At 69.9% G+C, this 18,826-nt stretch carries 14 protein-coding genes; 5 read left to right on the top strand and 9 right to left on the bottom strand.

Annotated features, from left to right (window positions below):
- Positions 1 to 37: 37 nt before the first annotated feature.
- Together MED15_RS19590 and MED15_RS19585 are read left to right on the top strand one after the other, a co-directional pair.
- Positions 38 to 1,414 carry a serine hydrolase domain-containing protein gene (locus tag MED15_RS19590; protein ID WP_112736538.1) on the top strand — a complete coding sequence of 459 codons (1,377 nt, stop codon included), beginning with the start codon at positions 38 to 40 and terminating at the stop codon, positions 1,412 to 1,414.
- A gap of 86 nt (positions 1,415 to 1,500) precedes the next feature.
- A complete protein-coding gene (locus MED15_RS19585; RefSeq protein ID WP_112584478.1) occupies positions 1,501 to 2,829 on the top strand; it encodes an alpha/beta fold hydrolase in 1,329 nt (442 codons plus the stop codon).
- A 95-nt stretch (positions 2,830 to 2,924) separates the two neighbouring features.
- Here MED15_RS19585 and MED15_RS19580 read toward each other — a convergent pair whose 3' ends face one another.
- Complete coding sequence (locus MED15_RS19580; protein WP_112736536.1) at positions 2,925 to 4,145, bottom strand: MFS transporter; 1,221 nt, start codon at positions 4,143 to 4,145, stop codon at positions 2,925 to 2,927.
- A 41-nt stretch (positions 4,146 to 4,186) separates the two neighbouring features.
- Here MED15_RS19580 and MED15_RS19575 point away from each other — a divergent pair, with 41 nt between their 5' ends.
- Entirely contained in the window at positions 4,187 to 5,296 is a 1,110-nt protein-coding gene (locus tag MED15_RS19575) for an ROK family transcriptional regulator (RefSeq protein ID WP_112736534.1), read from the top strand.
- 81 nt (positions 5,297 to 5,377) lie between these two features.
- Here MED15_RS19575 and MED15_RS19570 read toward each other — a convergent pair whose 3' ends face one another.
- The 3 genes from MED15_RS19570 to MED15_RS19560 all read right to left on the bottom strand — a co-directional run bounded on the left by MED15_RS19570 (position 5,378) and on the right by MED15_RS19560 (position 7,630).
- Positions 5,378 to 5,761: a MerR family transcriptional regulator gene (locus MED15_RS19570; RefSeq protein WP_112584475.1), complete on the bottom strand. Its 384-nt coding sequence runs from the start codon at positions 5,759 to 5,761 to the stop codon at positions 5,378 to 5,380.
- Positions 5,762 to 5,869: 108 nt separating this feature from the next.
- Positions 5,870 to 6,322, bottom strand: a complete 453-nt coding sequence (locus MED15_RS19565) for an Rv0361 family membrane protein (protein ID WP_112726229.1) — start codon at positions 6,320 to 6,322, stop codon at positions 5,870 to 5,872.
- Positions 6,323 to 6,379: 57 nt separating this feature from the next.
- Entirely contained in the window at positions 6,380 to 7,630 is a 1,251-nt protein-coding gene (locus MED15_RS19560; RefSeq protein ID WP_208646696.1) for a L,D-transpeptidase, read from the bottom strand.
- A 185-nt stretch (positions 7,631 to 7,815) separates the two neighbouring features.
- Between MED15_RS19560 and MED15_RS19555 the strand changes: the two genes are divergently transcribed.
- Complete coding sequence (locus MED15_RS19555; RefSeq protein WP_146766734.1) at positions 7,816 to 8,367, top strand: hypothetical protein; 552 nt, start codon at positions 7,816 to 7,818, stop codon at positions 8,365 to 8,367.
- A 227-nt stretch (positions 8,368 to 8,594) separates the two neighbouring features.
- Positions 8,595 to 9,731, top strand: coding sequence for a DUF1996 domain-containing protein (locus MED15_RS19550; protein WP_146754612.1), 1,137 nt, complete (start codon positions 8,595 to 8,597; stop codon positions 9,729 to 9,731).
- Between the two features lie 274 nt (positions 9,732 to 10,005).
- Here MED15_RS19550 and MED15_RS19545 read toward each other — a convergent pair whose 3' ends face one another.
- From MED15_RS19545 to MED15_RS19525, 5 genes are all read right to left on the bottom strand, one after another.
- Positions 10,006 to 10,983 carry a hypothetical protein gene (locus MED15_RS19545; protein ID WP_112736529.1) on the bottom strand — a complete coding sequence of 326 codons (978 nt, stop codon included), beginning with the start codon at positions 10,981 to 10,983 and terminating at the stop codon, positions 10,006 to 10,008.
- A gap of 32 nt (positions 10,984 to 11,015) precedes the next feature.
- Positions 11,016 to 12,545 (bottom strand): OmpL47-type beta-barrel domain-containing protein, encoded by a 1,530-nt coding sequence (locus MED15_RS19540; protein WP_112736576.1) that lies wholly within the window; start codon positions 12,543 to 12,545, stop codon positions 11,016 to 11,018.
- 8 nt (positions 12,546 to 12,553) lie between these two features.
- On the bottom strand, positions 12,554 to 16,492 hold the full coding sequence (locus tag MED15_RS19535; protein ID WP_112736527.1) for a ThuA domain-containing protein: 3,939 nt from the start codon (positions 16,490 to 16,492) through the stop codon (positions 12,554 to 12,556).
- Positions 16,493 to 16,515: 23 nt separating this feature from the next.
- Positions 16,516 to 17,520 (bottom strand): multicopper oxidase domain-containing protein, encoded by a 1,005-nt coding sequence (locus tag MED15_RS19530; protein WP_091406920.1) that lies wholly within the window; start codon positions 17,518 to 17,520, stop codon positions 16,516 to 16,518.
- A gap of 497 nt (positions 17,521 to 18,017) precedes the next feature.
- The gene (locus tag MED15_RS19525) at positions 18,018 to 18,821 is read right to left on the bottom strand and encodes an amino acid ABC transporter ATP-binding protein (protein WP_112584534.1); all 804 of its coding nucleotides are present in this window, start codon (positions 18,819 to 18,821) and stop codon (positions 18,018 to 18,020) included.
- Positions 18,822 to 18,826 lie beyond the last annotated feature (5 nt).

The raw sequence follows: 18,826 nt of genomic DNA, 5'->3' as shown, positions 1-18,826 counted from the left end.
GTGGCGCGTACTCTGGCTGGCTGTCACGATTTCCGGCATGTCCGTTGCACGTCGAACTCTGCTCGGGGCCGGCCTGGCCGCCGCGGCCTCCGCCCTTACCGGTTGCGGTGCCACCGGCGCGCCGAACCCTGGTTCGGCCGGCCCTGGCGACGCCGCGACCGGGAAGGGCGCCACCGGCAGCCGGGCCGGATTTGGTCCGGCGGGAGACGCCGGGCCGCCGCTCAGGGCACCGGACGCACCGGTCGGCGGCAACCCACCAGTTCGTGAGGCCCGCTACGCGCAGAACGTGACCGCTCTGCTCCGGCGACACCTGCCCGCGACCCCGCAGACCGTGCAACACAAGGGTTTTCCCGGTGCTGTCGCTCTCGTTCTGGTGGGCGGGAAGGTGACGGTGCACAGCGCTGTCGGTGAGGCGTTGCGTTATTCGGCGGGTCCGAAGCTGCTCGCGGCGAACCAGCGCGTCGCGATGCGCCGGGACTCCATCTTCGACCTCGCCTCGGTCAGCAAGGTGTACACGGCCATCCTGCTGTTGCAGCAGGTCGACAAGGGGCGTGTCGACCTCGGCGCTCCGGTGCGCGACTACCTGCCCGCCTTCACCGGCGCGGGCAAGGAGCGGATCACCGTCGAGATGCTGCTCACCCACACCAGCGGCCTTCCCGTCGGCGCCAAGGTCACCGGCCTGCCCGACAACGCGGCCCGCTGGAACGCCGTGCTCGGCACGCCGCTGGTCTCCGGCGCCGTGCCGGGGAAGACGTTCCGCTATTCCAGCGTCGGGCTCATGGTCGCCGGCAAGATCGTCGAGAAGGTCACCGGCCAGCGGCTCGATCAGGCGCTCAAGACCAATCTGACCGACCCGCTCGGCCTGCGCGACACCGGCTTCAACCCGAACGGCTGGCTGTCGGCCGCCGCGAAGGCCAGCCGGCTGGTCGCCACCGACGCCCGCTCGTCCCGGGGGCTGCTCCGTGGCGTCGTCCACGACGACGTCGCCAATCACCTCGGTGGCATCGCCGGCCACGCCGGCATCTTCGCCTCCGCGACCGATCTCGCCGCCATCGGTCAGCTGCTCCTCAACGAGGGCACCCACCGGGGCGAGCGGATCCTCGCCGCGGCGACGGTGCGCCGGATGCTCACCAACCACAACGCCGGCAAACCCGCCATCGACCCCGAGCGCCCCAACCGGACCTCGGCGCACGGCCTCGGCGTCGTCCTCGACCAGAGCTGGTTCATGGGGAAGCTCGCCTCGGCCCGGACCTTCGGCCACACCGGATTCGCCGGCCCCTCGCTGCTGGTCGCCCCCGACCGCAAACTCGTCCTGGCGCTGCTCACCAACCGCGCGCACCCCAACTGGAGCTGGTCGAACCCCGACCCGGTCCGCGCCGCCGTCGGCGACCTGCTCGCCACGAAGGTCAACTGACCGGAAGGTGTGGACCATCGCTCCCCACCCTGACACGATACTTGCGCTAGTAGTGCAAATACTTCGTCCGTCCAGGTGGAGGATCGATGCACACATCTCGCCGGAGCCTGCTCTCCGTGTTGGCCGGGGTCGCCCTCGCGGCCAGCCTGTCCGCCGTCGCCGTTCCACGCGCCGCCGAAGCCGCCGCCACACCGACGTACCGTCCAGTGATCTTCGTACACGGCAGCGCGGGATCGGCGGCGCAGTTCGAGACCCAGGCCAAACGGCTGGCCAGCAACGGGTACCCGATCGACATCATCGAAGCCCACGAGTACGACTCCCCGAACGTCGCGACGATCCTGCCCCAGGTGTACGCGGGACTCGACGCACGGATCTCCCGCCTGCTGGCGGCCACCGGCGCGGACCGGGTCGACCTCGTCGCGCACTCACTGGGCACCTTCGTCTCGCAGGCCTATCTCAACAGCTCACCGGAGCGTGCCGCCCGGGTCGCGCACTACGTCAACCTGGACGGGCGCCCCGCGACCTCCCCGCCGGGTGGTGTGCCCACGCTCGCCATCTGGGGCGAGGGTGACCCGGCCCGCGCCGTCGTCGGCGCGACCAACGTGCACCTGCCGGACCAGTCGCACACCCAGACCGTGTCATCGGCGGAGTCGTTCACCGAGATCTTCGGCTTCCTCCGGGGCCGCGCGCCCCACACGACGCGGATCGTGCCGCAACTCTTCGGTGCCGCCCGCGTCTCCGGCCGTGCCGTGCTCTTCCCGAGCAACGTCGGTGTCACCGGTGCGACTCTTGAGGTCTACCCGGTCAGCCCGCTGACCGGCGGCCGACTGTCGCACCGGCCCGCGCATCGGCTGTCACTCGGCGGCGACGGCTCGTTCGGCCCTCTACCGGTGCTCGCCACGGCTCGCTACGAGTTCGCCATCGTGCGCCCGGGCGCCGCGACGCACCACTTCTACTTTCAGCCGTTTCTCCGCTCGGATTCGTTGGTGCGCCTGGCGACCAGCGAGCCGGGCGAGGGCCTCAGCGGCCTGGTCGAGACCAGCGACCGGCACACAGCGCTCACGATCCAACGGCAGAAGGAGTGGTGGGGCGACCAGGGCGACGCCGGCGACCACCTCTGGATCAACGGCAGGGATGTCCTGAACGCGGCGAACACACCCCGCGCCAAGCGGACGATCGGCATCTTCGCCTTCGACGACGGCAGCGACGGCGTCACCGACCTGACGGCCCCGTTGCCGGAGTTCTTCAGCCAGACCTTCATCACCGGCATGGACGTCTTCGTTCCGGCGACGCCGGCACACCTCGGCCTGGTACGGATCACCGTGGGCCAACGCGGCGGCGGCTACGAGGTGATCAACGTGCCCAACTGGAGGTCGAGCACCGACCGGGTGACGGTCAGCGTGGACGACTTCTGACCGCGTCTCGCGCACGGCCCGGCCACCTCAGGTCGAGACGGTGGCCGGGCCCCGCCCGCGCTCGTCAGACGGTGGCCGGGCCCCGCCCGCGCTCGTCAGACGGTGGCCGGGCCCCGTTCGCGCACTCGTCGCCCGACGGCGAAGCTGACCAACCCCAGGACCAACCCGACGATCGCCAGCGCGACGCCCACCCGGGCCGGCGCGAGGTAACCGAGGCCGGCGGCGATGGCGACGCTGCCCAGCGCGGCACCCAGGCTGTTCGCGATGTTCATGGCCGACTGGTTGAGCGCCGCGCCCATCAGTTGCGCTCCCGGGGCGACGGTGATCAGGCGCGCCTGCAGGACCGGACCGAGATAGAGGCTGGTGGCACCGACCAGAAACGCGCCCACGAACAGACCGACGCGGGACGACGCCACGAGGCTGAACACGGCGATGCTCACGATCATCGCCACGAAACCGATGACCATGCTCCGGTGGAGGTCACGGTCCGCCAGCCAGCCGCCCAGGGCGTTGCCGACGGTCATCCCGAGACCCACCGCGACCAATGCCCACGGCACCGTCGCGGCGGAGAGGCCGGTGACGTCGGTGGTGACCGGAGCGATGTAGGTGTTCACCGCGAAGAAGCCGGCGAAACCGACCGCGCCGGTCGCGGCGACCAGCCAGACCTGCGAGGTCCGCAGCGCCCGCAACTCGGTGGCCGGCGAGCCGTCGACCGCCGCGGCGACCTCCGGCACGACCGCCAGCACCGCCAGCAGGGTGAGCACGAAGAAGCCGGCGATGACCAGGTACGCGACCCGCCAGTCGACGGCCTGCCCGAGCCGCGTGATGAGGGGTACGCCGACCAGGTTGCTCACTGTCAGACCGCCGAGCACCGTGGCGAAACCACGGGCCTCGTTACCGGGGCCCATCAGGGTCGCCGCGAGCAGACCCGCCGCACCGAAGTACGCGCCGTGCGGCAGCGCCGCCGCGAACCGGGCCACCAGCACCAGGTCGAAGGTGGGCGCGAGCGCGGACGCGACAGTGCCGACAGCGAACAGTACGAGCAGCCCGAGGACGAGCTTCTTGCGGGGCAGGCGCGCGCTCAACGTGGCGATCAGCGGCGCGCCGACGACCACGCCGAGCGCGTACGCGGTGATCATCCAGCCCGCCCGGGCGATGGCGTCCGACGACGACTGCGCGTACTCGTGCGGGAGCAGACCGCGGGCGATGTCGGGCAGCAGCCCCATCGCCACGAACTCGGTCAGGCCGACCGCGACGCCGCCCAGTGCCAGGGCGGCCAGCGCCGCCAACCGTCGACCTCTACTCAACTCGATCACCGAAAAAATTTAGCAACAGCGTTGCGTAATAGGGTGGTGAGATGACTCGCGTCACTGCCGACGTCACCTTCCTCCGCGGCTACAACCAGGCGCTGGTTATGGCGGTGGGGCGCACGGCTCGCACGTTCGAGCGCTCGACAGTGGTCGAGGCCACCGGCCTGACACCACAGGCGGTCTCCAAGGTCATCGCCCGGCTGACCGCCGACGGCCTGATCCGCCCCGCCGGCGTCCGGCGCCCAGGCATCGGCAAGCCCGCTGTCGTCTACGCACTCGTCCCGGACAGCCGGTACGCGATCGGCGCCCACGTGGCCCGACGCACGCTGCGGCTCGTCCTGGTCGACCTGGCCGGCACCGTGCACCACTCGGCGGTCAGCCCACTGCCCCGCGACTTCACCCCGGAGCAACTCCTCGACGCCCTGAGCGTCGGCATCGACACGATGGCCGGCATCGGCGACCTGCGCAGCCGGCTCACCGGGCTGGGCATCGGCATGATCGGCCCACTCGACCACGCCAACGGCCTGGTCCGGGACGCCCACGGCCTGCGGCACTGGCACGACGTACCGCTGCGCGAGATCGCCGAAAAGCACCTCGGCCTCCCCGTCCACCTGGACAAGGACGTCACCGCGGGGATCACGGCTGAGGCCTGGCGGCACGGCGCGACGTTCGGCGATGCGGCCCTCATCATGGTCGAGTCCGGCATCGGCGGCGGCTTCTGGCTGGGCGGCGCGGCCCACCGGGGGGCGCACACCAACGCGGGCGAGTTCGGCCACACGGTGGTCGACCTGACCGGGCCCCGCTGCGTCTGTGGCCGGCACGGGTGCCTGGAGATCGTGCACCACCGGGCCGCCGAGGCCGGAGACATCGCAAACGCCGCCCGCGTGCTCGCCGTCGGCGTCGTCAACCTGCTCCAGACCCTCGACCTCGCCCACGTGGTGCTGGCCGGCGCGGACCTCCTCCGACACTCGCAGACCTATCTCGCGGCGGTCACCGAGGCCGTCGGGGCGGACGCCCGGCGCGCGGACTGGCTCAGCACCACTGTGGCCCTGTCCAGCCTCGGCGCGGACGTGATCGCCGCGGGCGCGGCGATGCAGGTCCTCGACCAGCACTACGGCATCCCGGAGCTGGCCCATCCCTTGATCGTTGGCAGTTGAGCAGCTCGACACGCCGAGCGCCGCCCTGCTGAGCTGCCACCGGTCGCCGCGAGGTCAGAAGCCGGCGACCGGACTGTGTCGCTACGCCACCACGGCGTCGGTGTCCGTTCGGGTGCAACCGTTTGTCGGGCTCTCGCTGAGCGCGATGACCTCGTCGAGCCGCTTGCGCGCCTGCCGGAGTTGAGTGATCTGCCGATCGATGCGGTCGCGTTCGGCGCGGAGCATGGCCCGCGACTGCGGTGTGTTGACCTTCGCGTCGACGCAGGGCAGCAGGTCCAGGATGGTTCGGCTGGACAGGCCGGCGGCGTACAGCATCTGGATCAGATACACCCGGTCGACCGCGTCGTCGAGGTAGTGCCGCTGGCCGCCACTGCTCCGTGCGGCAGAAAGGAGGCCCTGCTCCTCGTAGTAGCGCAGGGCTCGTACCGACACCCCGGTCTTCGTGGCGAGTTCCCCGATCCGCATCGACCCTCCCCCGGCCGGTGACGCCGGTCACACAGCCATGTCCCTCACGTGAACGTCAGGTTTTACCGTAGCTCGCATACCGACTCTCCTGCAGCGCGGCGCGGTGACTCACTGACAGACGCGCCAGTCGCCGTCCTCCTTGATCAGCGCGACCCCCTGCGTGAACCTCGCACCGGTGGCCGCCTGGACCGCCTCGACCTGGACGGTCCCGGTGACCCGCCCGTTGTAGTTGTTGACGTTCACGCCGGTGATCTCGTAACTGCTGATCTTCAACTGCGCGCTCTGGATCCGGGCGAAGTCCTCCTGCGGCATGGTGTCGCGCACCCGGTCGCACAGCCGCCCGTACGCGCCCGCGTAGTTGCCGGCCTGCACGTCGTCGAGGTAGGCAGTCGCCGCCACCCGGACCGGTTCGACGGTGTCCTTGACCGAGCGGTAGAGCCAGAGGCCGACGCAGGTGCCGACCACGCAGCACAAGGCCAGCAGGGCGCCGACGACGATCAGGACCGTACGAAGTGTCCGGTTGGGCCTTGGGGCGGGAACCATCATCGGCTCGTACGTCATGGCCCGGAGGGTAGGGCTGCCGGGCCAGCGGCGAGGGCCCGCCGGGCAGCCGGTGGTTCAGCCTCCGGAGGCGGACGGCCCCGGCGTCGGCACGCCACCGGCGACCGCACGCGCAGGCGGCGTCGGGGCCGGGGCCGGTCGCAGATCCGCGGGTACGGGCAGCGCGCTGCCCTTGACGAACTGGCCCCAACTGGTGTTCCAGGCCGTCCAGCCGTTGCCCGGCTGGAGCCGGACCTCGGTGCCGGTGAAGGTGACCAGGTCACCGACCTGGGTGACGCCCATCAACCAGTCGGCGTTGGCCGCCGAGATGTTCGTGCAGCCGTGCGAGACGTTGCGGTGTCCCTGATCCGACACCGACCAGGGTGCCCCGTGGATGAACTCGCCGCCCCAGGTGAGCCGTTGCGCGTCCTTGACGTTCACCACGTAGCCGCCGTTCGGCTCGCCCCGCGTGTCGAACGTGGTGTACTGGTGCTTCTCCATGATCACCATCTTGCCGCTGGACGTGGGGGTACTGCGCTTGCCGAGGCTGACCGGGATCCTGCGGATCAGCTTGCCGTCGCGCAGCACGCGCATCTGCTTGGTGGCGTTGTCGACTTCGAGCGCCACCTGCCGTCCGATCCGGGACGTCGCGGTGCGGTCGGCGTCACCGATGTGGTTCTTGCCGATGGGCAGGCCCTCCAGGCCGGCCCGGACGCTGATGGTCGTGCCCGGCCGCCAGAAGTCGGGAGCCCGGTAGTAGACCTGGCTGCCGTCGTCCACCCAGGACCAGACGCCCGGCTGGGCCGGCTTCGTGGTGACGAACAACCGACGCTGCACGTCGGCGCGGGCCGCCCTGGCGATGGGCGGATCGAAGCCGATGGTCACCGGCATCGCGGTGCCGTACGTCTGTTTGTCGGCGAAGTACAGGGTGCTGCTCACCTGTGGCTTCGTCGACGTCGCCGCGGTGGTGAAGGTGATGGTGCGGGTGGTGGTCCGCCCGGAGTCGCCGGTGGCGGTCACGGACGCGGTGTAGGTGTGCTGCGGCCGCAACGGAGTGGTCGGCACCCAGGCCGAGCCGTCCGCGCGTGGCTCCGCCCGGACCAGCGCGCCCGCGTCGTCGACGATGCGCACGGTGGTGATCTTCCCGCCCGTGACGAGCGGAACCACCTCGGCGCTGAGCGGCACGTCCCGGGAGAGATCGGCGGGCGTGAGGGTCAACTCGGGCGAGGGCACCACCTGCTCAGCCTGACGCACGGCGGCCTTCCGCTCGGTGGTGCACCCACCGAGGACCAGCGGTGTCGCCGCGACGGTCACCGCAACGAGCGCCATACGCCTTCGTAAACCCATCGAACGTCCCCCGGCTTCCGCGTGCTCCGTGGCGGCAATTCTCTCCGCGTCCGCGGTGCCCTGCGCCGTTTTCGGAAATCACGCAGCGAAGGTGGGAACGTACGGCACGGCACGCGGTCCGGGCCCTCGGTTGCGCTTCCCTTTCGTGATCCTCGGGGCATCGAAGCGTGATGCCGCCGTGGAATGCTGCCAACATGCGCGGAAGACGACGTCCATGGATTCTGCTCCCGCTCCCCCTCCTTATCCTGACCGCCTGCTCGCCTGCGGAGCAGCCGATTGTCGCTCTCGCCGTCCAGGACGGCCGGCCGGTCGGCGTACTGGTCACCTGCGACGACCGTGACGCCAATATCCGTGTGTTCGAGAACGACCATAAGGGTGAACCGGGCAAACGATCTCTGATCAGGTGGCGCATCGGCGGCCCGCCCGCGAGCGAGGTCGTCGAGGTGGCGCTGTTGGGTCAGCCGCCGGAGGGCTGGGAGGTCGCCGACGCTGTCGACAGCTCTGCGACCGAGGTGGACGTCGAGCTGCTCACCGAATTTCGGGCCGGGGTCATCTACACCCTCGACGGCTCAAGCCGCAGCGAGGCCCTCTCGGTGGACTTCACCCTCGCGGACCTGCCACGGATCGGCCCGGATCAGGTGTTGGCGCCGCGCGAACACAACTCGACGAAGGTCGTGTCGCGGGAGACCTTCCTGCGCAAGGCACGCGACCGCTGCTGACCCGACACGGCCGACCACTCAAGAAAGTGGAGTGGCGCCACAGTCGCCGATTACAGTTTTTGAAGAAAAATCAAAGAATTGAGATTGATCCGACACCACGGCGGCTCCGCACAGCCGACCAGGCAATCGCAGAGCGATATTTAAGGGAGAATTAATCGTTTCACCTGGAAACGAGCAGGGGGCCGACTCGTATTCTTCGTGCTCGGAAGAAAGGTGCGCCCCCCCCGTTGATAAATCTTCGATCCACCCCTCGACACCGCCGTTCCGTCACCGCCCTGCTGCTGGTGAGCGTGGCGCTCGCTGGCGGCTGCAAGGAGGCGCCGGGCACTCCCGGCGGGTCCGGCCCGTCCAGCGACACCGGCATCGGCTCGTCCGGCCCGGATGCGCCGACGCCCGCCGCCCCGGGCGACCCGTCGGCCACCCCGAGCGCCCCGGGCACCTCGGCGACCCCGTCCGCGCCGGGCAAGCCGGGAACGCCGGCGACCAGCGCCGCCCCGCCCACCGCATCCGGTGGCTGGATCACCATCGACGCCGCCGCGCAGGCCGCCGCGACGAAGGCGTTCTTCGCGCGCAAGCCCAAGCCGGTGACCGGCAATCCCGTCAAGGTGCCCGAATTCAACGTCGGCTGTACGACCAGCCACCACAACAGCGACGACCCGATCGTGCTGCCGAAGCTGGTGGGCGGCTCACACAACCACACGTTCTGGGGCAACAGGTCGACCGACGCCAACTCGACCGCCGAGTCGCTGCGGGCGTCCAAGGCGACAACCTGCAACTCGCCGGACGACCAGTCCGCCTACTGGGTGCCGACGATGTACCAGAACGGCAAGGTCGTGGACCCGAAGGAGGTGACCGTCTACTACGGCTCCCGCCTGAAGGACCCGAGCAGGACCCAGCCCTTCCCGTTCGGCCTGCGAATGATCACGGGTAACGCCAAGAACCAGGTCGACACCCCGGACAAGCAGGGCAACCACTTCTGGTGCGCCGGCATCGGCGGCGAGATCGGCCGCAGCGCCGACAAGACGTTCCCGGTCTGCGCCAAGACCGCGAACATCGTCCGGCAGATCACCTTCCCGGACTGCTGGGACGGCAAGCACCTGGACAGCCCCGACCACAAGGCGCACATGGCCAACGGGGACCACACCGGGGCCTGCCCGAAGAGCCACCCGGTGCCCGTCCCGTCGGTGTCCTTCGTGATCTCGTACCCGTTGAGCGCGAACACGGACGGCATCACCCTCGCGTCCGGCACGTCGTTCTCGATGCACGCGGACTTCTTCAACGCGTGGAAGGACGAGGCGCTCGCCGCACGGGTGCGCAACTGCCTCGACCAGGGCGTCAAGTGCAACTCGGCCGGTAACTTCTAGTCGACGCGGTACGACGGCGGCGGCCGGTCACCCCCTGGGGACGACCGGCCGCTGTCGCGTGTGCCTCGCACTCGTGCTGACTCTGGGGCTGACGGCGGGCGCTTTGGCTAGCCCGCCCTGTCGATGTGCTGGTGAGCGGTATACCTCAGAGGTATGAATATGACCTTGAGGTATACCCCTCACTGCCGCATCCGCCCCGACGGAGGTGACCGACGGTCACCGCCGACCGCCGGCTGCGCGCCCACCGCCCCAGCCACGGTTGGTACTTGCTCGTCTAGAGCCGGGCGGCACCCGCCTCGGTGGCCTCCTGCACCGCCGAGGTACGGCGGACCTCGGCCCGCTCGTCACCGGCGTCCTCCCGGTCCGGGCCGGCCACCCGGGCCGCACGGTTGGTGGCAGGTGCCGCCTGGTCACCGGTCACCCCGCCACGGATCCGGTTGTTCGCGGCCACCTGGGCGGCCGGGTCGTTGGACGTCACCGCCAACTGACCGTTGATGATGTTGTCGTCGACAGTGACGCCACCGGTGGTGCTGGTGACGCTCACGTCCCCACCCCAGTAACCGCCGGAGGCGCAGCTGTCGAGGGTGCCGTTCGGGCCGAGCTGCACACCGCCCAGGTTGCCGGCGAAGGTGGCCCGGCCCTGGACCGCACTGCCACACACCACGCTGCCGGTGGCGCTGTTGAGCACCGACAGCGTGCCGTCGACGAACGAGTCGTGCAGGTCGGTGTAGTAGGTGCCGGTGCTGCTGAGGTTGCGCTGCACCTGGGTGCCCCGGTCGAGCCGGACCTCGCCGGCACCGACGTTGACGTGCCCGGTGACCGTCGACGCCTCGGCGAACAGGAAGCTGTCGATGGTCGTGGAGCCCTTCGGCCGTACGGTGACGGTGCCGATGCGGGCGTCCTTGAGGAAGATGCCGTACCCCCCGGCCGCGAGCACCACCTGGCCGTCGACTGTCGTCTCGGTGGCGTCGAGGTACCCGTCGGCGGCGACTCGTACCTCACCGCTGACCCGGCCACCGGTCACCACCAGGTTGCCGCCGGCCGCGACGGTGACGTTGCCGGTGATCGTGGTGCCGGTGAGCGCGCAGGACTCGCCGGCGGGAACGAGCAGGTCGTTGGGCACTGTCACCGCGCCGCCGGTGCCGATGCAGTGGGTGACCAGGTCGGCGTGTGCGGTGGGCGCCACGGCCAGCACCGAGGCCGCGATGACGGCGCTCACGGTGGCGAGCTTGGCGACGGTACGTCCGGGCATCGTGGTACTCCCTGTCGGTGAGGTTCGAGGACTCATGCGCCGACGTCCGATCGGGCCGCGGCCCGGACGATGGCGCCCTGCTGCCGCCGGTCGAGCGTGCCGCCGGTCACGAGCGCGGCGGTGACCGCTTCGACGTGTCGGACGAACTCGGCGTGGCCGGGGTAGTCGGCGTGTTCGTCGATCAGATCGTTGATGGTGCAGCCGTCGCCGGTGTCCACGTTGGCCACACCGGTGTCGCCCCCGTCGATGATCACGGTGGCCCGGGTGTCCGAATCGGGGCAGCGGTCGGTGTCGTCGACCACCACGGTGAACGACGTCGACTGCTCGGTGGAGGAGTTCCCCGCCGTGTCGGTCGCCCGATACCGCACCGTGTGCGCGCCGGGTGCGCGGACGGCGACCGGAGCGGCGTACGCCGTCCAGCCTCCGGTGTCGAGCGCGTACTCGATCTTCGCCACGCCCGACTCGGCGTCGGTGGCCGTGACGGTGACGGTCGCGCCGCCGACGTACCCGCCGTCGTCGTTGCGGTCACCGGCCACCGTGGCGGCGACAGTGGGTGGGGTGGTGTCCTCGGCCTGCGGCTCGACGACTGTGAAGTGGGACATCTGCTCCGCCGACGTGTTGCCGGCGACGTCAGTGGCCCGGTAGTGCAGCATGTGCATCCCGGCCGCGTTCACCACGATCGGGTTCGTGTACGCGGTGAAGGCCGCCCCGTCGAGGGCGTACTCGATGGTGGCGACGCCGGATCCGCTGTCGGTGGCGGTCAACGTGGCGGTGGCCGTACCGATGTAGTTGCCGTCGCCGTCGCGGTCGCCGGCCAGCGCGACCGCCACCACCGGCGCGGTGGTGTCCTCCTCCCCCGGCTCGACGATCCGGAACGCCACCGAGCCGACTGCGCTGGTGTTGCCGGCCTGGTCGGTGGCGCGGAACTGCACCGCGTGGTCACCGATCGCGGTCACTCGCACCGGCTCGGTGTACGGCAGGAAGCTGGTGTCGTCGACCTGGTACTCGACGGTCTGGACCCCCGAGTCGGCGTCGGTGGCCGTCACGGTCACCGTGGCCGCGCCGAGGTAGTTGCCGTCCTGGTCCTGGTCGCCGGAGACCGCGGCGGTCACTGTCGGCGCGGTGGTGTCACCGCCGCCACCGCCGTCGGTGACCACCAGCTCACCGACCATCGAGCTGTGGCCGGGGATCGAGCAGAAGTACCGGTACCGCCCCGGGGTCAGCGTCACGGTCGCCTGGTGGCGGCCGTCGTTGGCGTCGAACGGGCTGGCCAGGATGTTGACTGTGACGTCGTGGTTGTAGCCCTCGGTGCTGGTGTCGAAGGTCAGGGTGTGCGGCATCCCGGTGGTGTTTCCGGTGGCCGCGCTGTTCTCCCAGATGATCGTGGTCGCTCCGGCCACCGCCGTGGTGGGCGCGGACTTGTACTGGGTGATGCTGTCGTCGGCGGTCCAGGTCAGCACCTGGTCGGCGGCGACACGCGGGGCGGCGGAGGCGGGCGCCACTGCCAACGGGATCACCGTGAGCAGGAGCGCCGCCAGCGCGGCCGTCAGTCGTCGGGTCATCGTCACTCCTAGAGTTCCCGCGCACGAATGTTGCGGAACTCGGTCAGGTCGTTGTCACCGTGGTTCTGCAGGCCGATGAAGCCGCGCAGGAACTGCCGCAGGTCGGTCGGCGGGTCGCCGGCGCGCGACGACTGCTTGCCCGGCGTGTTGTCGAACTCGTTGATCACCACGCCGTTGCGGATCATCGTGTAGTGCTGCCCGACGGCGCGGATCTCGTAGTCGTTCCACTCGTTCTTCGGCGTCACGCCGGCCTGGGCCAGCGGCACCGGGTCGAAGTTGTAGACCGAGCCCGTCTTCTGCGGCTCACCGGTGTCACCGTCGTAGATCTGGATCTCGTGTCCGCAGTAGATCGCCATCCAGGCCGGCGAGGTCCGCGCCGACCCGACCGTGCCGCAGCTGTCCGGTGGCCGCTGGTCGAGGGGCGTTCGCAGATCCGGGAACCGGATGAAGACTCCGGTGTTGGCCCGGCCGGTGCCCGGCGCGATGTCCCGGAACTGCAACTTCAGCGAGAAGTCGCCCAGCTCTTTGGTGTGCCAGAGCATGCCCAGGCCGCCGCTGGAGCGCAGCGACCCGTCCGGTTGGATGCCGAACTGTCCCGACGGTGCCTGCTGCCAGCCGCGCAGCGACTCGGCGGTGCCGTCGAAGAGCGGCTCGTACCCGGTGTGCCCGTCCCGGCCGATCTCCGACGCGGCGGCCAGGCGGGTGAGGGTGCCCGCTTCGCGGGTGCTGAGCAGGTCGTCGTCCTGCAACGAGCGGGCCACCGCGGTGACGTGCCGGACGAAACCGTTGTGGTCGGTCCAGGTGCTCTCGTCGTCGATCAGGTCGTTGGCCGTGCAACCCTGCCCGACAGTGCGACTGGGCACCCCGGTGTCGGTGTCGCCGAGCCACACCGTCGACCTGTCGTCGGGTACCGCGCAGCCCACAGTCACAGTGGTCTGCACCGTCGCGGTCTGACCGTCGGCGTACGTGACGGTGAGCTTCGCGGTGTAGGTGCCGACAGTGGCGTACGTGTGCCGGGGGTCCGCCTCGGTCGACGTGGCGCCGTCGCCGAACTCCCAGCGGTGGCTGACGCCGCCGGAGCGGGAACCGGTGAAGGCGATGGTCAGTGGCTTGTTCTGCACGGCGACCGAGGTCGCCGCCGGCGCCGGGGTGGGCGCCCCGCCGGTGTAGGTGATCCGGATCAGCTTCTGGTTCGCGTGCAGGCTGAAGAAGCCGCCGCCGTAGTCCAGCAGATAGAGCGCGCCGTCCGGGCCGAACTTCGCGTCCATCCAGCTCTGCAACCGGTTGTCGCCGTTGCCACCGGGGATGATGGCCCGCAGCGACTCGGCGTACACCGGTGGGGCGGCCTGCGGCACGCCGGCCGGGTCGACGGTGACCGCGACCCGGTTGGCGGCGTTCGACTGGTCGCCGATGAACCACTTGCCGTCCCAGTGCTCCGGCCACGCCACGCCGCTGGCGGTGTCGACGAGGCTGCGGTGGTACGTCGGGCCGGACATGATGGCCTGCCCGCCGCCGCGCAGGTACGGCTGCGTGTAGGTGGCGTCGGCCGCCACGTAGGTCGGCAGGCCGCTGCCGTCGGTCCGCTTCGGGAACACCGGGCCGCCGCCGTCGGGCGAATACCAGATCATGTTGTCCCGGGCCGCCGGGATGTCCACCAGTCCGGTGTTGCGCGGTGACTCGTTTTTCAGGTTGTCGCAGTCGTACCAGCCGGTCAGCACTGTCGCGTCGGTGTTGCTGCGGTCGCGGTACGGCTGCCGGTTGCCCATGCAGTACGGCCAGCCCTGGTTACCGGCGGAGGTGATGATGGTGGCCGTCTCGTACTTCGCCGGGCCCAGGGTGGGGCTGGGCGACGAGGCGTCCGGGCCGACCCAGCCGGCGGTCAGCCACTGGTGCACCGGGTCGATCTGAAGGCGGGCGATGTTGCGCACGCCCATCACGTAGATCTCCGGTCGGGTCTTCTCGGTGCCCGGTGGGAACAGGTTGCCCTCCGGGATGGTGTACGTGCCGTCCGGCTCCGGGTGAATCCGGATGATCTTGCCGGCGAGGTCGTTCGTGTTACCCGACGTGCGGCGGGCGTCCTGGAACGAGATCCCCTGGTACTCCTGGGTCCAGTTGTTGCCGGCGTAGCCCTGCGACCCCTCCGAGGAGTTGTTGTCGCCGGAGCCGACGTAGAGGTTGCCCTTGGCGTCGAACGCCATGCCGCCGCCGGCGTGGCAGCAGCTGTGGATCTGCACCGGGAACTGCAACAGGTCCTTGCGGGTGGCCTGGTCGATGGTCTGCGCCTGACGGTCGTAGGTGAACCGCGAGACGGTCCGCTGACCGACCCGCTTCACCCGGTCGACCGAGTCGTGCGGCATCCAGTAGACGTAGAGCCAGCCGTTCTCGGCGAACGCGGGGTCGGGCACGATGCCGAGCAGACCCTCCTCGTTCTTGACCAACTCGGAGCCGCTGCCCCGGTTGCCCATCACCTCAAGCGTGGTGAGCAGCTTGACCTGCTTCGTGCGCGGGTCCCAGGAGTGGATGGTGCCGCAGCCCAGGCCGACCTTCGGGTTGCTCCAGTCCGCGATCGGGCCGCTCGGGCAGGCCGCCTTGCCGACGTAGAAGACAGTGCCGTCCGGCGCGATGGTGAGCCCGTGCGGCTCGCCGATCTGGTCCAGCTGCCCGGTCTGGTTGGCTGCGGTGAGTCGCTCCACCTTGTAGTTCGCGGCGATGGTGGCCTGGCAGTCGCCGCGTACCCGACCGGTGGTCCAGTTGAGAGCGCCGGCGAGGTGCGTGCGGAACGCCTCCTCGCCGTAGCTGCCCTCGGTGTGGCCCATGCCGGTGTAGAACGACCGGCCGCCGTCGTAGTCCCGGCACCAGGACACCGGGTGGAAGGCGCCGTTGGCGGCCGCCCCCGGGTTGTAGTGCCGCTCCTCGACCTGGGCGAGGGTGTGCACGGTGCCGATCGGGTTCGGGTCCCAGTTCTCCCAGCGGTCGGACCGGGTGATGGTCATCGGCAGCGACGCGGTGGCCGGGTGCTTGCGGTCCAGGATGTTCACCACCGCGCGGTTCACCGCGGGCGGCTCCGGGGCGGTGGTGCTGCCGGTGAACAGGCGCAGGTCGGCGAGTTGGACCAGCGGTTCACCGCTGTTCGCTGTGACGTTAAGCCGGTAGCGCGTGAACTCCTGCGGCGCGGCGATGTCGAACCGCCGGGTCTGGTACCGGTCCGGGAAGGTCTGCCCGGTGCGGCGGTCCAGGTCGGTCCAGCTCTGACCGTCAGTGGAGCCCTGCAGGGTCCAGTCCTTCGGGTCCCGACCGGAGGAGTCGTTGGCCGACGTGAGCGCGTACCCGGTGATCTTCTTCGGTGCGCTCAACTCGTACGCCACCCAGGCGGTCGGGGTGCGGACCAGCCACTTCGTGTTGGCGTCGCCGTCGGTCAGCTTCTCCTTGGTCTCGTTGGGCGGGTTCTCGCCGCTGGCGGTCACCCGGGTCACCGGCTCGGCGACCGGGATGGCGCCGGCCGGGCGGGTGCCGATCAACCCGGTGAACCAGGTCGAGTCGACCTGGGCTCGGGCGGCGTCGGCGATGCCGACGAAACCGCCGCCGGCCTTGACGTAGTTCTGGAGCGCCGACTCCTGGTCGCGGTTCAGCGCGGCGCCCGTCGCGGAGAGAAAGACCACGCTGCGGTACGCGGACAGCCCGGTCGCGGTGAAGGCGCCCGGGTCCGTGGTGGCCGTGACATCGATGTCATGAACGGCACCAAGCTGTTTGATGGTGTCCACCGCGCGAGAAACCGGGTCCTGCTGCTCGGCCACCGGGCCGTGGAACACCAGGACCGCGGTCTGCTGCGGCACCGCCGCCTGCGGGGCGGCCGCCGTTCGTGGTGCGGCCGCGGCCGCCGTCGTTGCCGGGAGCAGTGTCGCCAAGGCCGCTACCGCGGCAAGGGTTCGTCGTAGTTTTCTGGTCATGCCCGTCCCCACTTTCGGTTCGGTCAGCTTCCGTGCGTGTGGGTGTGGCCCTGGAACCGGTGGATCGCCTCCTCGGCACCCGGCGGCATGCTGCCGTCGGCGTTGCGCACCAGGAAGATCCCGGCCATGCCGCCGTCGGAGTGCGTCTGCACGTGGCAGTGGTACATCCACGCGCCGGGTCCGACGCCCTCCCCGGCCAGCACCTGGAAACCGAACGAGCTGCCGGGGTTGAGGTCCTTGTTGTCGACCACCAGGCTCGGGTCGCTCGGCCCCTCCAACATCCCGGTGCGGTTGTCCGCCCAGCGATGCGCGTGCAGGTGGAAGGTGTGGAACAGGTTGCCGTGGCCGATGGCGATCCACTCGACACGCTCGCCCAGGTTCGCCTCGAACATCGGGGTCGCCGGAGCCATCTTGTTGTTGATCATCATGTCGTGGAACACGGCCGTGAACTGCTTCGACGGCAGGATGTCGCCACGTCGCCGGACGATCAGCGCTCCGTACAGTCCCTTCGCGACACCGCCGGTGCCGTGGTCGGTACCCATCGCGTGATCGTGGTAGTGCCAGTAGCCGGCGCTGCCCGGCATGTACCGCCGACCGGCCGCGGCCACCATCTCGTGGGAGCGCCAGACGTACGTCCGCGTCTCACCCGGGTTGTTGAACGAGGCGTTGAACGGACTGCCGTCGGACTCGGTGCTGTAGTCCACCCCGTGCGGATGGATGGACAGCCGCTGGTTGGTGGTGTTGACCAGGGTGATCTCCAGCGTGTCACCCTCGTACATCTCCAGGATCGGGCCCGGAACGGTGGCCTGACCGGGCGCCAGGCCGTACCCGAACAGGTTGCCGGGCAACTGCTCGGCGTAGATGGTGATCTTCTTGGTGACACCCGCGGCGGCCCGGGCGGGGCTGCCACCGAACGCGGTGCCGATCGTTGGGGCGGACGCGCCCAACGCCCCGGCGGCGAGCGCGCCGGTGGCGATCAGCGATCTGCGGGACAGGTGGCGGTGAGGGCCACCAGCGTGATCGTCCATGGGTCTCCGTTCCCGACCGGGCGAAGACGCGACGAGGGCAGGGTGCATCGACCGCCGAGCTCGGGGGCGGTGGCACGACTGAGGGTGAGGCTCGTCGCGGACTTTGCTCGGAAGACTCAGAACTTTCGATGGATAACAGCAACTTATGTAATCCATTGACGAAAGTACAGGTCTGATTGCAAGAAGATTACCTTGACATCACGACGTCGGTCGATTGACATGAAGCTGACACGCATCGCCGGGGGCGCGGCTAGGCCGACGTCGACGTTTCGGCCGTGGCGTGGGTGTTGTGTGGGGCGCGCTGCGAGGCTCGCTACCTCTGGCCGCGGACGCCGACCTGTGCCCTCGGCGGAGTGTGGCTGGGCCGGTCACCTTGGTCGGAGTGGATGCCGCTTGTCGGCAGATCGACCTGGCAGGCTGGCCGACCGCACGGTGAAGGCCGCCAGGTACCTCAAAATTGCTCGTCCAGGTCGTGCGTCATGCGCCCGCACGAACGGCTAGTCGGGCGCGCCCGGCGACTGGTCGGGCCCACCGAGCTGCGCGACGTGGGTCGGGTCGAGGACCCGGGAGAGGAACGCGCGGGTCCGGTCGTGCTTCGGCGCGCCCAGCACCTCCTGCGGCGGCCCCTGCTCGACCACGACGCCACCATCCATGAAGACGACCCGGTCGGCGACGTCGCGGGCGAACGCCATCTCGTGGGTGACCACCATCATCGTCATGCCGTCCTCAGCCAGCTTGCGCATGACGGTGAGCACGTCGCCGACGAGCTCCGGATCGAGCGCGGAGGTCGGCTCGTCGAAGAGCATCAGCTTCGGCTCCATCGACAGCGACCGGGCGATCGCCGCCCGCTGCTGCTGCCCACCGGAGAGCTGCGCCGGGAAGGCGTCGGCCTTGTCGGTCAGCCCGACGCGCTCCAGGTTGGCGCGAGCGATCCGCTCGGCCTCGGCCCGACCTCGCCGGAGCACCCGGCGCTGGGCGATGGTGAGGTTGTTCAGGACGGTCAGGTGCGGAAACAGGTTGAACGACTGGAACACCATGCCGATGCCGCGGCGGACCGCGTCGATCTCGACGTCCGGGTCGGTCATCTCGACCCCGTTCACCCAGATCTTGCCGGCGGTCGGCTCCTCCAGCAGGTCGACGCAGCGCAGCAGGGTCGACTTGCCGGAGCCGGACGGCCCGATGACGCAGACGACCTCGCCCTGGCCGACCTCGAAGTCGATGCCCTTGAGCACCTTGAGTGGCCCGAAGGACTTGTGCAGGTCGCGGATCTCCACGGCGGGGCGGGAGGGCGTGGTCGTCATCGGGG

It is taken from the genome of Micromonospora noduli (assembly GCF_003264475.1).
In the GTDB taxonomy this organism is placed as follows: Bacteria; Actinomycetota; Actinomycetes; order Mycobacteriales; family Micromonosporaceae; genus Micromonospora; species Micromonospora noduli.
Note: the sequence above shows the minus strand (reverse complement) of the source record. Positions and strands in the feature narration are given on the sequence as shown.